The 14,287-nt window shown below is 50.7% G+C and carries 9 protein-coding genes; 7 read left to right on the top strand and 2 right to left on the bottom strand.

Translation table 11 applies throughout. The features are described from left to right. Positions 1 to 90 precede the first annotated feature (90 nt). The 7 genes from NKT06_RS28845 to NKT06_RS28815 all read left to right on the top strand — a co-directional run bounded on the left by NKT06_RS28845 (position 91) and on the right by NKT06_RS28815 (position 8,853). Positions 91 to 1,464 (top strand): aspartate aminotransferase family protein, encoded by a 1,374-nt coding sequence (locus tag NKT06_RS28845; protein ID WP_253441376.1) that lies wholly within the window; start codon positions 91 to 93, stop codon positions 1,462 to 1,464. A gap of 123 nt (positions 1,465 to 1,587) precedes the next feature. Then, complete coding sequence (locus NKT06_RS28840; protein ID WP_253441374.1) at positions 1,588 to 2,877, top strand: M20 family metallo-hydrolase; 1,290 nt, start codon at positions 1,588 to 1,590, stop codon at positions 2,875 to 2,877. 4 nt (positions 2,878 to 2,881) lie between these two features. After that, on the top strand, positions 2,882 to 3,763 hold the full coding sequence (locus NKT06_RS28835; protein WP_253441372.1) for a nitrilase-related carbon-nitrogen hydrolase: 882 nt from the start codon (positions 2,882 to 2,884) through the stop codon (positions 3,761 to 3,763). Positions 3,764 to 3,880: 117 nt separating this feature from the next. Continuing rightward, positions 3,881 to 5,248, top strand: coding sequence for an NAD(P)-dependent oxidoreductase (locus tag NKT06_RS28830; protein ID WP_253442867.1), 1,368 nt, complete (start codon positions 3,881 to 3,883; stop codon positions 5,246 to 5,248). Positions 5,249 to 5,888: 640 nt separating this feature from the next. Continuing rightward, the gene (gene preA, locus NKT06_RS28825) at positions 5,889 to 7,184 is read left to right on the top strand and encodes an NAD-dependent dihydropyrimidine dehydrogenase subunit PreA (RefSeq protein WP_253441370.1); all 1,296 of its coding nucleotides are present in this window, start codon (positions 5,889 to 5,891) and stop codon (positions 7,182 to 7,184) included. Beyond that, a complete protein-coding gene (hydA, locus tag NKT06_RS28820; RefSeq protein WP_253441368.1) occupies positions 7,181 to 8,626 on the top strand; it encodes a dihydropyrimidinase in 1,446 nt (481 codons plus the stop codon). The genes preA and hydA overlap by 4 nt, the downstream gene beginning before the upstream one ends. Continuing rightward, positions 8,626 to 8,853, top strand: coding sequence for a hypothetical protein (locus NKT06_RS28815; protein ID WP_253441366.1), 228 nt, complete (start codon positions 8,626 to 8,628; stop codon positions 8,851 to 8,853). Before hydA ends, NKT06_RS28815 begins: the two co-directional genes overlap by 1 nt. A 29-nt stretch (positions 8,854 to 8,882) precedes the next feature. Here the strand turns inward: NKT06_RS28815 and NKT06_RS28810 are convergent, their stop codons facing one another. After that, positions 8,883 to 10,559: a PucR family transcriptional regulator gene (locus tag NKT06_RS28810; RefSeq protein ID WP_253441364.1), complete on the bottom strand. Its 1,677-nt coding sequence runs from the start codon at positions 10,557 to 10,559 to the stop codon at positions 8,883 to 8,885. Positions 10,560 to 11,001: 442 nt separating this feature from the next. Beyond that, a complete protein-coding gene (locus NKT06_RS28805; RefSeq protein WP_253441362.1) occupies positions 11,002 to 14,256 on the bottom strand; it encodes an efflux RND transporter permease subunit in 3,255 nt (1,084 codons plus the stop codon). Between the last annotated feature and the right edge of the window lie 31 nt (positions 14,257 to 14,287).

The raw sequence follows: 14,287 nt of genomic DNA, 5'->3' as shown, positions 1-14,287 counted from the left end.
CTGGGGATAACAGCGATCGGAAGATGGTACTGCAATCGGAGTGGCGAGTGTAAAGTCTGTAGGTCCAGCTTAAAGAGAGGAGGATGACGAATGAGTTCTGTGAATCAGCAGCCTCAGCCGCTTGGCGGTACGAAGGAAGAATGGCTGGAAAAGGATCGCAAATACGTGTGGCATCACATCTCGCCTCATAACGATCATCCAATGATTGCGGTAAGCGGGGAGGGCAGCTGGATCACCGATCAGGATGGTACACGTTATCTGGATGCGATGTCTGGACTGTGGTGTGTGAATGTGGGGCATGGCCGTGAGGAGATTGCGCGAAGTGCCTACGAACAGATGAAAGCACTCGCCTATGTACCAATGACGCAGAGTCACGAACCGGCGATTTTGCTGGCAGAGAAGCTGAATGACTGGCTGGAGGGGGAATATCGAATATTCTTCTCCAACTCGGGTTCAGATGCGAATGAGGTGGCTTTCAAAATAGCCCGTCAGTATCACCATCAGAATGGTGAGCCTACTCGGCACAAATTCATCTCCCGTCACCGTGCCTATCATGGTAACTCTATGGGGGCACTGGGCGCCACCGGGCAAGCCGCCCGCAAGATCAAATACGAGCCGCTCGGTGTAGGTTTCTCTCATGTTCCTCCACCCTATTGTTACCGCTGTCCGTTTGGACGAAACAAGGATGGATGCGGACTCGAATGTGCAACCATCTATGAAGAGGTGATTCGTTGGGAAGGTCCTGAGACGGTTGCCGCAGTGATTATGGAGCCGGTGATCACAGGGGGTGGCATGATTGTTCCTCCGCCGGATTATATGCGCACCGTTCAAGAGATCTGTCAGCGCTATGGCGTGCTGCTCATTGTCGATGAGGTCATCTGTGGTTTTGGCCGCTCGGGGCAGAAGTTTGGTCATCAGAACTATGGTGTACAGCCAGATATGGTGACGATGGCAAAAGGCATGACCAGCGCGTATTCACCGCTATCCGCAACGGCGGTGCGAGCCGATCTGTATGACACGTTCCGGGAACCCGGACCGGACGCCCATTTTCGTCATGTGAATACATTTGGTGGAAATCCGGTGTCCTGTCGGGTAGCGCTGGCGAATCTGGAAATTCTGGAACGAGAGAATCTGGTCAGCCGTGCGGAGGAGCTGGGATACCTGCTTCGTGAGAAGCTGGAACCATTGCTGGAGCTGTCCATTGTGGGAGATATCCGTTCATTCGGATTCGCCTGTGGGGTGGAGTTGATTGAAGCGGATGGTTCTCCTGCGGAAGCGGATAAAGTGATGAAGGTGCTCGCCAGTTGTAAGCGGGATGGCATTCTGATCGGCAAGAACGGAGATACCGTGCCAGGGTTTGCGAATATTTTGACGATCTCCCCGCCGTTTGTCACCACCGAGGAAGAACTGGACCTGATCGCAGGAAGTTTGCTTGCTGCGTTGCAAAGTCTGGATGCGAGTTAGTAACCGGATATGGATGAGAACGCACTGTACGACAAGTACGACAGAAGTGTTGGCAAGCAAAATAAAACAAAATAAAGTGTTTCAACACATGACGAAAAACTATTCGCAAGGAGGTGAGGGACGATGCAGACCACGACAGGCAAACTCATCAACCAGCTTCGGCTAAATGAGCGAATTGAGCAGTTGTCACGTATTGGCCGAATAGCGGACACGGGTGTCTGCCGACTTGCCCTGACCCCGGAAGATATGGACGGCATCATACAGGTTCGTCTGTGGATGGAAAAGGCCGGTCTGACGACGCGACTTGACCCCTTCGGCAATCTGATTGGTCGTCTGGAAGGTGTGGATGAGGCACTGCCGATTCTCATGATTGGTTCCCACATCGACTCACAGCCATATGGCGGTCGATATGATGGAGCGATTGGTGTGCTCGGTGCACTCGAAGCGGTGCAATGCCTGATCGAAAATGGCATTCAGCCCCGTATGCCGATTGAGGTGATTGCCTTTTGCGATGAAGAAGGTTCCCGTTTTAACAAAGGCCTGTTCGGCTCACGTGGCATAACCGGTCAGTTGGAAGAGGGTGAACTGGAGCGGCAGGATAAAAACGGAGTGACTCGCCGGGAGGCGCTGGAAGCCTTCGGCTGTTCTCCTTCGGATTTTGAAGAAGCGATCTATCCGCCGGGTTCGATTGGCAGTTATCTAGAGCTGCACATCGAGCAGGGGCCAGTGCTTGAGGCTCTGGATGCTCCAGTGGGTCTGGTGACAGGCATCTCGGGCCCACTGTGGCTTACGGTGACGATGAAAGGCATGGCGGGTCATGCTGGCTCCGTTCCAATGGGGATGCGGCATGATGCTTTGGTAGGTAGCGCCAAAGTCATTTCCGCTTTTGACGATATGGTGAGAGAAGATCCGGAAGCTCCAACCGTAGGTACGGTGGGTAGTCTGAGGGTGTTTCCAGACTCGCGTAACATCATCCCGGAGGAAGTCAGCTTCACGGTGGATTTACGAGACATGGAGATGGAACGCAGGAACCGGCTTGAAGCCCGATTGATGAACATGTTGGATGATGTGAGTTCCCGATATGGTCTAACGTGTTCGCTGACTGAGGATACGAACAGTGAACCAAGGTATTGTGCAGAGTCAATCCAATCCGTGATTCGTTCATCTGCGGAAGAGATCGGGATTACTTTACCAGAGCTGATGAGTGGTCCGTTCCATGATGCGTTGGCCCTTTCGCGTGTGTGTGATTATGGCATGATTTTTGTCCGCAGCAAGGACGGCATCAGTCATCATCCCAGCGAATATTCCTCTCCGGAGGATATTGGACTCGGCACGGAAGTTTTGTATCGAACCATTCGAAGGATGTGCGGTGGAGTGAACCAACCAACCATTTTACCTGAGGAGGCGTTGTGACGATATGGGCAAAATCAGCATCGGATTAATCCAGGCTTCACATGAGATTGAAGGTTCGGCTCCCGTTGAATTTCACAAAGAGGCTGCAGTTCAGAAGCACATCACGCTGGTCCGTGAAGCTGCTGCAAGAGGGGCCAAGATCATCGGATTGCAGGAAGTATTTTATGGGCCGTACTTTTGTACAGAGCAAAATCCCAAATGGTATGCATCCGCTGAACCAGTGCCGGAAGGGCCTACGACCAAGCTTTTTCAGGAGCTGGCGAAGGAGCTTGCGGTGGTGATTATTTTACCCGTGTACGAGGTGGAGGGCATTGCTTCGTATTACAATACGGCAGCCGTCATTGATGCAGATGGTACGTATCTGGGCAAATACCGCAAACATCATATTCCGCATGTGGAAGCAGGTGAGGGTACGAATGGGTTCTGGGAAAAGTATTATTTCAAACCAGGCAACCTCGGGTTTCCGGTTTTTGATACGGCCTACGCCAGAGTCGGCGTGTACATCTGTTATGACCGTCATTTTCCGGAAGGAGCACGATTGCTCGGGCTGGCGGGGGCAGAGATTGTGTTCAATCCGTCCGCTACGGTTGCGGGTACGTCGGAATATCTGTGGAAACTGGAACAACCTGCTCACGCAGTAGCTAATGGTTATTATGTGGCAGCCATCAACCGGGTCGGCGTGGAAGCGCCGTGGAATATGGGTGAATTTTATGGGCAGTCGTACTTGGTTGATCCACGAGGCAGAATGGTTGCTATCGGCAGCAGGGATCAGGATGAGGTCGTCATTGGCGAGATGGATACGGAGATGATTCGTGAGGTACGTAATGTATGGCAGTTCTACCGTGATCGCAGACCGGAAACGTACGAACATCTGGTTAGTCTGTAGGAAGCGGCAACAAGTGATCGGTAAGTGATTCTGTCAGCGGGGTGGCACGTGTAATGCACGCAAGTTTGTTTGAGTTTGAGATAGCGTAGATCATTCTCCAGGAGGTGCATGACATTGATGAACAGCTCAGGAACAACGTTATCCGATTATGGGTGGGAGAGTCGTTTTGCCGAGATGAAACCCGCCATGACAGGTAAGGAAGCGATGGAGGAGTCGAACCGCTGTCTGTACTGTTACGATGCACCTTGTATCAAGGCTTGTCCAACCGACATTAATATCCCTTCTTTTATTAGCAAAATATCAACAGGGCACCTGAAAGGATCGGCCCGCACCATCATGGATGCGAATCCGGTTGGAGCCAGCTGCGCACGTGTCTGTCCCACAGAGGAACTGTGTGAAGGCGCATGTGTGCTGAACGAATCGTCGAAGCCGATTCGTATTGGTGACTTGCAGCGTTACGCCACCGACTGGGCGCGGACGAAGAATGAGCCGTTATTCCAGGCGGCACCTGCCAATGGGAGAACCGTCGCTGTTGTAGGAGCCGGGCCAGCGGGACTGTCGGCGGCACGTGAACTGGGGCGTGCAGGGTATGAGGTGACGATCTATGAGGCCAGACCCAAAGGCGGTGGGCTAAACACGTACGGCATCGTATCCTTCCGTCTGCCCGAATCGGTAGCGCTATGGGAAGTGGAGCAGGTAGAAGCGCTTGGTGTACAGATCCGTTATGGGGTGCGCATTGGAGTGGATATTCCTGCTTCGCAGTTGCTGGAGCAGCATGAAGCGGTCATTCTGGCCTGTGGCATGGGTTCAGTACCTATGCTTGGTATTGAAGGGGAGACACTGGAAGGTGTCTATGATGCCATTGAACTGGTGGAGTCTACCAAGCAGGGTGTTCCGCCCGCGCTGAATGGTCTGAAGGTCGCCGTTATTGGGGCGGGCAATACGGCGGTAGATGCAGCGACCTGTTCGGTACGTCTGGGTGCCGAGCGGGTGCAGATGTTATATCGCCGCGGGGAAAGCCAGATGACGGCGTATGCGTTTGAATATACGTTTGCCAAGCAGGAGGGTGTGGAGTTCCGCTGGTTTACCATGCCGCAGCGTATTATTGGAGACGAGAATGGTCGGGTTCAGGCTGTAGAATGTGTGAAAATGGAACTGATTACTCCGCCTGGGGGTGGGCGTGCATTGCCTGTACCTGTGGAAGGGTCGGAGTTCATGATTGAATGTGACACGGTCATCCGGGCGATTGGACAGCATCGTTTATTACCATTAATCGAAGCATTTGGGCTGCGTCACCAGTGGGGTGTCGTCGAGATTGAGCCGCATACGTACCGTACCTCGAATCCTCAGATCTATGCGGCAGGAGATGTTATTTTTGGTCAGGGCCAGGGTGAGGCGATGGTTGTCTCGGCTGCACAGCAAGGTAAGCTGGCTGCTGCCGCAGTCCTGAAGGCGTTACCTGGACAGGTGGAAGAGACGGCGTGAGCAGTGAGGAAGGCAAGGGGAAGTGGAGAGTACAAGGAAAGCGTGGAATGGAAGCATGCAAGGAGAGAGTACGGGTGGGAGGGCGCAAGGGACTGCTAGAGTGATAGAGGTGTAGTTCATATCTGAGCAAGAAGTGAGGGGATACATCAAATCCACCTGTCCCTGAAGCGCTAACGAACCCTACACACCTTATAGTGGAAATTATGGTTGATTGAAAAATCTAACGAATCTCACACGTCTTATTTTGATAAAAAACCGTCGAAATAAAGCCGAAATGAGCTATTACAGCCCAATAAGATTTCTACGATTCGTTAGATTTTCAAATTGCTGCATATGAGTCGAATAAGAGCTGTATAGTTCGTTAGAATTTAGTTGCGTGCTATCTAGAATCTATTACTACGCAGAGATCCTGAGCACGACCAAATATCCAATACAACGATATACATTGAACTAAACATTTACACGAAACGGAGAGGACAGAAAGAACCTGAAGAAACGAAGTGCTCGCCTTTATTCCCGGATTTTCCCTTTAGAAAAGGAATCAAAAAAATCTGGGAATAACAGCGATCGGAAGGTTGTTCTGTCATCGGAGTGTTCAGTGTAACTAAGTAAGTTCAAACAACACCAAGGAGGGATCGTTATGGCTGACTTATCCATTAATCTGGCAGGTATTCGATCACCCAATCCATTCTGGTTGGCTTCTGCACCACCGACCAATACGGGGTATCAGGTTCAGCGTGCGTTCGAAGCGGGCTGGGGCGGCGCGGTGTGGAAGACACTGGGTGAGCCGATTATCAATACATCCTCGCGTTTTGCGGCGGTTCATTTCGGCGGACAGCGGGTGGCGGGGTTTAACAATATAGAATTGATATCCGATCGTCCGCTGGAAGTGAATCTGCGGGAGATTGCCGAGACCAAGAAACGCTTCCCGGATCGTGCGGTTGTCGCTTCACTGATGGTGGAACCTACGCGGGAGAAGTGGCATGAGATTGTGAAAAAGGTGGAAGCCGTCGGCGTCGACGGTCTGGAACTGAACTTTGGCTGCCCGCATGGCATGGCTGAACGTGGTATGGGAGCCGCCTCTGGTCAGCAACCTGACTTGGTCGAACTACAGACGATGTGGGTGAAGGAAGTGGCGACCACACCGGTGATTGTGAAGCTCACGCCGAATATCACGGATATTACGGCAACCGCCCGGGCAGCTGTTCGCGGCGGCGCAGATGCGATCTCCCTGATCAATACGATTAACTCCCTGGCAGGTGTGGATCTGGATTCGTGGAATACCGTGCCACATGTAGGCGGCAAAGGAGCGCATGGCGGGTATTGTGGCCCAGCCGTGAAGCCAATTGCACTGAACATGGTTGCCGAGTGCGCACGTAATCCGGAGGTGGGTGTGCCAATCTCGGGTATTGGTGGCATATCCGACTGGCGGGATACGGCAGAGTTTCTGCTCATGGGTGCTACAGGGGTGCAGGTATGTACCGCAGCGATGCATCATGGATTCCGCATTGTGGAAGACATGATTGATGGGCTGAATGACTATCTGGATGAGAAGGGTCTGAGCAGCGTAGCAGAGTTGGTAGGCCAGACGGTTCCGCGATATTCGGATTGGGGCAATCTTGATCTGAACTACAAAGTGGTCGCTCGCATTAACCGCGATGTCTGCATCAATTGCAACAAATGCCATATTGCGTGTGAGGACACCTCGCACCAGTGTATTGACATGTTGACCGACCCGTCCGGTTCCTATCTGGAAGTGGTGGAGGAGGATTGTGTTGGCTGCAATCTGTGTTCGATCGTGTGCCCGGTGGATGGGGCGATTGAGATGGTGGAGCTTGTGCCTGAGCAGGAGCCTGTAACCTGGAATGAACGTCAGTCTGCGATTGCCATGCTGCAATCGGTCGGAGATCAATCAACCAAGGAGGCGATATCATGAGTACCCGCAAATTGATTCGTAATGGTGTGTTGGTCACAGCGTCAGATACCTTTGAAGCAGATATTTTGATCGAAAAGGGTAAAATTACACAGATTGGCATCGGACTGGTGCCTGACGAACGAACGGAAATGGTGGATGCAGCCGGCTGTTACGTTATTCCGGGCGGTATCGACCCGCATACACATCTGGATATGCCATTCGGTGGAACAGTAACAGCGGACGATTTTGCAACGGGAACGACAGCGGCAGCATTTGGCGGTACAACGACGATTATTGATTTCTGCCTGACACAAAAAGGCCGTCCATTAATCGAATCCCTCCAGGAGTGGCATGCCAAAGCCGAGGGTAAAGCCGTTATCGACTATGGTTTCCATCTGATGATTGGGGAGATGAATGATCAGGTGTTTGGGGAGTTACCGCAGATCATTGAAGAAGAGGGTGTGTCATCCTTTAAGGTGTTCATGGCGTATAAAAACCAGTTTCAAGCCGATGACGGGATTCTCTTCCAGACGTTGCAAAAGGCAAAAGAGTATGGCGCACTCGTCATGGTGCATGCCGAGAACGGGGATGTTATTGACCTGCTGGTTCGACAAGCACTCGCCGAAGGGCGCACGGAGCCAATTCATCATGCGCTGACTCGTCCATCCATGCTGGAGGGAGAAGCGACAGGCCGAGCGGCACGACTGGCTGCACTTGCGGATTCACAGTTGTATGTGGTGCATGTGACCTGTGCGGAGGCTGTGGAGCAGATCGCGCGTATGCGTGAAATGGGTTACCGAATCTGGGGGGAGACCTGTCCTCAGTATTTGACGTTGGATCAGTCGATCATGGATCAGCCGGACTTTGAGGGTGCAAAGTATGTCTGGTCACCGCCGCTGCGGGAAGCAGCGCATCAGGAAGTACTATGGAACGCATTGAAAAGTGGTCAGCTACAGACGATTGGCTCTGATCATTGCTCGTTTAATTTCAAAGGACAGAAGGATCTGGGCAAGGATGATTTCAGCAAAATTCCGAACGGGGGGCCTGTCATTGAAGATCGCCTCAGTATTCTGTATTCGGAAGGTGTAGTCAAAGGGCGGATTACGCTCAATCAATGGGTTGATCTATGTTCGACAAGAGCAAGTAAGTTATTTGGATTGTTTCCGCAGAAAGGGACTCTGGCTGTAGGGACAGATGCGGATATCGTTATTTTTGACCCCTCTGTAAACAGGGTGATCTCGGCAGATACGCATCATATGAATGTTGATTACAGTGCATTTGAAGGCATGCAGGTACAGGGTTGTCCGGTGACGGTGTTGTGCCGTGGGGAGTATGTCATTCGAGATCGGAAGTATGCCGGGACAGCGGGAGCAGGGCAATATGTGAAGCGCAACAAATATGATGCAGGTGTACCCATGCCATTGAAACAGCCTGTGGCGGCAGTGAATGGAGGGATAAGCTGATGTCGGATCATGATGTGTTTGAGGCCGAGAGGATCGCCATCGAGCGAATGGTTGCGCAGGGGTATCGAATCTATGCGGTACGGGAACATCTGGAGGGTGCTCATGTCATATGGGAGCACCCGGATCTTCCCGAGGAGAAACAAGAGCAATACGTGGGTACAGCATCTGGACGGAAGTGGTTCAGTCATATCCTGATTCGCCAGCTTCAGGAGCAGCGGGGAGCTTAGACCATAGACCATAGGACTGTGCTAATCCTTCATGCGATCGGGCCGTGTACGTACTCATACGCATAGATCGCGAGCTCAATCGCAACTCGCTTTTCGGGGAGGATATAATCTTCTCCCAGAAGCGCTTCGATTTTGTCCAAACGGTGATAGAGTGTCTGTCTGACAATATAAAGAGCGGTAGCCGTCTCTTGCTTGGAGCAGCATAATACGAAATATTGCTTGAGTGTGCGCAGTAATTGGCCTCCTTTCTCCATATCATAACGGATAAGAGGACCCAGATATTCTTCAATGAAATCTTCCAGATTACCGCTCTGCTTCATGTTGGCAATGATACGATAACAATGAAGATTACTGTAAAAGGGCTGCTTCATCTCGCCGATGTCCTTCTGAATCCGCAGTGTCTCTTTTGCGGATTCCAGACTATCCTTTAGCCGGGAGAGATTCGCGCAGCTATGACCGATAGCGAACAGACCTGAGAAGAGACGGTGGGTCTGTTCCTGCTCGTGCTGCTGTAATTGTTCAATGCAGCGCCAGAGACTGCTTTTGCGTTGAGATCCAGGTAGTGGGTCGAGAATGATCAGAATGATCTGGTGGTTCAGAACGGTGCTGTAGAGGGTGAAGTTCTCCCGAGCGAACACGGAACGGGCGACGATGTTGCGTTGGATTAATATCTTCTGAAGTCTGAGACTGTCTGTGTATGCGGGGTTGCTGTCGAATAGGATAATGCTCGCTTTGCTCGTTGCAAGAAGGGGATTGGCCGTGGAGACATATTCATGGATTTCCTTCGTGGAGTGATGTCCGTTAAGCCAGTCGATGACCCACATATCTTCCTTATAGCGGCGTTTCTCTTCCATGTATTTGGTTCGCATCCAGTCCTGGGCAATCGCGGCCGCGCACCGTTCCAGTGCCTGAATGACGAATTCATCCGAAGGATTGAGGGGGATATTTGAATCATCCTCCGGCAGTTTTTGGTGCATCAGCACAAGGTCGGCAAAGGTGTAGTCCAACGCCTGAACAGGTATATAGAATGGATGGCAAGTGTTACCGGTTAGTGGGACTTCCTTCGAAATATCTTCATGATCCGATCGTCCTCGCTGCAAAAACCAATCCTGCCTACGAATCTCCAGCTGCTCTGGTGAGCAATAGGGAACGCTACTCGCTTCCCCTTCAAGTGGGTATAACGCCACGGCACATCCGGTTGTTCGTGATAGTAATCGAAGTAAGGGTTGTACGCCATCTCCATTCAGAAGAAGTTGGTTAAACGAGGTGGTGAGATTATCGAGTTCGGCGATCATCCGCTGATGACTGCGAATCAGGGTGAAATGCAGGTCTTGCGTAATATCAATATAACGGACTTGTTCGTGGAACCAGATCAGTGGGAAATCCGCTGCCACTGCAATTTCTTTCATGGCACCGAGCTGCGACTTGGTGTGATCCCCCAGTTCCATGCAGAGTCCCGCAGCCCCACGTGCAATTAACTGACGCAGAAAAGACAGACCTTGCTGCTCACCTTCCTGCCAGCCAATGCCTGTCGTCAGCACCAATTCCCCGCCATTGAGCAAATCTCCTACCTCTGGAACCTCCATGATATGAACCCAGCGAACGTACCGCTCCAGCGCACGATCACTCGCCAGGACTTCTGCCTTGCGAAACACGGGACGTTTTAACATGTCTCTGACTTGAATATGTAGCGTTGTCTCCCCCACACAACCACCGTCCTTCCCCAATACATGTGATCTATCTGGAGCTGGAACCCGTTAACTTGCATAATTAATCCATATTATAAGTCGATTTACAGCAGATGGGCTGAAATCTCACGTTCATTTGTTTTAAATGACAAATGGGTCTCTTCTTTTTGTAATTTTGATTAAAGAGATGTGTTTCTATGTCAGTCTATGTGACGGATTCTCTACTCCGATGAGAGCGAAGCATATGCTCCTGAATTAGTTTTCTCTTATATAAAGCTATTAGCTTCGCTTCTTAGACTATTTCTGTCGTCGATATCTCGTTTGAATTTACATAAAAAAGCCCCTTAGCATTACATCGGAATTCAATCATTCCAATATGTGCTAAGGGGCGAGAGATTAGAGCGTACAGTCTGTATTTAAGTTGTACTCGAACTGTTACATGAGCACTACTCTCTACTTCTTAATCTTCAATTCTTTTCTTTTTGAATTTCATCAGGAACTCATACACAATCGGTACGATAACCAGCGTGAGCAGCGTGGAGCTGATCAGACCGCCGATTACGGTAATTCCCAATCCTTTGGAGATGATCCCCGCACTTTCTTCGAGGCCCGTAACCAATGGCAACAGGGCACCGATGGTTGCGAGAGCAGTCATCAGAATTGGACGCAGACGTGTTGCACCGGCTTCCAGCAAGGCTTCACGGGTAGGCATACCCTCTTTTTCCTTGTGAATAACACGGTCGATCAACACGATGGCGTTGGTGACCACGATCCCGATAAGCATCAATCCACCCATCATGGCGGAGACGTCAAGTGTACCACCAGCGATGAACAGACCTACCATAATACCAATAACCGTAAATGGCAGGGAGAACAGGATGGCGAATGGTGCCAAACCGCCGCCGAATGTAACTACGAGCACGAAGTATACAATAGCGATGGCCGCCAGCATGGCGAGACCAAGCTGAGTAAAGGTATCATTGATCTGTTCGGTTGTACCGCCGAACTTCACTTCAACGCCATCAGGCAGATCCAACTTGTCGATCTCAGCCTGTAAGTTATTTGAAGCCTTCGTTACATCCGAAGCCAGAATGTTGGCTGTCACTTGTACAACAACCTTACCATCAATTTGCATGATGGAGTTCGGGGATGTACCTTCTTCCACTTTGGCAACATCTTTGATCGGTACTTCAATGCCAAGCGGTGAAGTGACGGTTTCATCCTCAATCTCATTAATGCTGCTGAATGTTTTATCGTCGGTCTCTACATATACTTTATACGTTTTGTTATCAATATCGACTTCTGTGAGCACAGGACGTTCGCGTGCCGGGCTCAGTGCCATAGCCAGTTGGCCTGCAGTCAAGCCCAGGGAACTTAATTTCTCCTGATCTGCCACGAGCGTATACTGCCCGTAGGTGTCAGCGAGTGTCGTGTCTGCTTTTTCAAAATTATCCGTATCCGCTTCAACCAGTTTCAGAATTTCGTCCGATACAGGTTTGAGCTGCTCTACATTATCGCCATAGATGGATAGGCTCAGGCCACTGCCACCCAGACCGCCGGACATGTCGAGCTCACTCCAGGTTCCTACGGTAACTTCTTTCTTCAAGCCTTCGACTAGTTGTTCCTTCACTTTGGTGAAGTCTTTTGTATCTTCGTTATATTCAATATAGAAGAGAGCCGAGTTGGAGCTGCCGCCACCCATACTGCTCAGTGGATTGCTTCCGCCGATGGAATATTGCATTTTCTCCAGACCCGGTTGTTTCAACAACCACTTCTCGGCAACAAGTGCTTCTTTTTCTACATCTTCACGCAAAGCTCCGGTTTGCGGGCTGTACGTAATCGTCACATATTTATCCTGTTGTTCCGGCAAGAAGCTTGCACCGATGAATGGGTACAGGAACAAACTGCCGACCAGCAGGATTACTGCAATACTGACCGTAATGAATTTGTGTGACAGGGTCCAGTTCAGCAGGCGTTTATAACCTTCCGCCATCTTGCCTGGTTTCTCTTCGTGATTCTGCTTGTTCTTGATTCCTTTACGGAACAGGGAATGCGCAAGCATCGGCACGATGGTAATGGCAACGATCAGGGATGCCAGCAAGGCGAATACCATGGTCAATGCAAATGGCAGGAACAGCTCGCCCACCATACCGCTTACCAATGCCAGTGGCAGGAATACCGCAATCGTTACGATCGTGGAAGAAAGAATGGGAATGAACATCTCGCGCGTTGCTTCGCGAACCAGTTCACGGCCTTTCAGTTTCTCACCTTTGAGTGTTAATCTGCGGTAGATGTTCTCAATAACAACGATGGAGTCATCGACAACCCGTCCGATGGCAACCGTCATGGCACCCAGTGTCATCATGTTCAAGGTAATATCCATCATATTGAGCGCAGTCAATGCCATGAGCAAGGAGAGCGGGATCGAGATAATGGAGATAATGGTTGAACGAATATTACGCAGGAACAGCAAGATGATCAGGATAGCAAACAAAGCACCAAAAACGGCTTTGCCCAGCATCGTATTCACCGAGTCCTGGATCGGTTTACCTTGGTCAAGCAGTACAGTCAGGTCTGCGTTTTTGAACTGCTTCTGCAATTCTTCCGCTTTGTCTTTGACTGCATTCACGACATCAACCGTGTTGGCGTCATTGGATTTTACAACGGAAATACCGATGGATTCCTTGCCGTCTGTCCGGGAAATGGATTCCGCTTGACCGATGACTTCGATCTTGGCAATTTCACTTAGTTTTACAGTTGGAATGCCAGGCGCATTGGCAGCACCAGAAGGACTACCTACACTGGCATTACCGCCAGCTGCTTGGCCTGCGGCCTGGTCTGTTCCTTGTGCAGAGCCAGGAGCTGTACCTTGAGCTGCTTCACCAGCCGCCGAGCCTTCACCTGTTGGTGCTCCAGAGCCTTGTGGAGCTGCGCTTGAGCCATTGCCTGCAGAAGCGCCGGCACCGCCGGGTACGACTGGAATGGCGAGGTTTTTCAGATCATCGATATCGACGATGTTACCATCTACGACAACGGCTTTCTGAGATTTATCCAGTTCGAACAGTCCCAGGGGCACACGAATGGATGAACCTTGAACGATGCCGTTTACCGTATCTTCCGTTAGGCCCAGCTCGGCCATTTTGGCCTGATCAAACTTCAATTGAACTTCTTTTACATATTGACCTGACACCTGAACCTGAGCTACACCGTCAATGTCTTCGAGTGCAGGCTGGATATCCGATTCAACCAGTCGTGTCAATTGTTCCAGGTCACCGCCGTCCTTGTCGGACAGGCTTAGAGATACAACCGGGAAAGAGTTAATGCTGAACTTGGAAATGGTCGGCTTCTGTACGCTGTCAGGCAGTTGTACTTCATTCAGTGCCTCACGAACGGTTGCCGTTGCGTTGGTCAGATCTGTTCCATAATCAAATTCGAGTGTGATGGATGCTGCATTCTCCATGGACGTGGAGGTAACCGTCTTAACGCCATCAACATTCCGCAGTTTGACTTCCAGTGGCTTCGTGACATCTTCAACAATTCCCTCCGGTGCAGCCCCCGGATCAATGGCAGTGACATTCAGAAACGGTACGTTGATGTTCGGAATAGTCTCTTGCTTCATCGTCAATCCGCTGTACAAACCTGCAAATGAGATGATGATTGTCAGAATCCAGATCGCAAACTTGTTGTTCAGTGAAAAATTAATAATACCTTTCATACGATGGTTTCTTCTCCTCTCTGTTTCTCCT

The organism is Paenibacillus sp. 1781tsa1, from assembly GCF_024159265.1.
Taxonomy (GTDB): Bacteria; Bacillota; Bacilli; order Paenibacillales; family Paenibacillaceae; genus Paenibacillus.
This window is presented reverse-complemented; position numbering and strand designations above follow the sequence as displayed.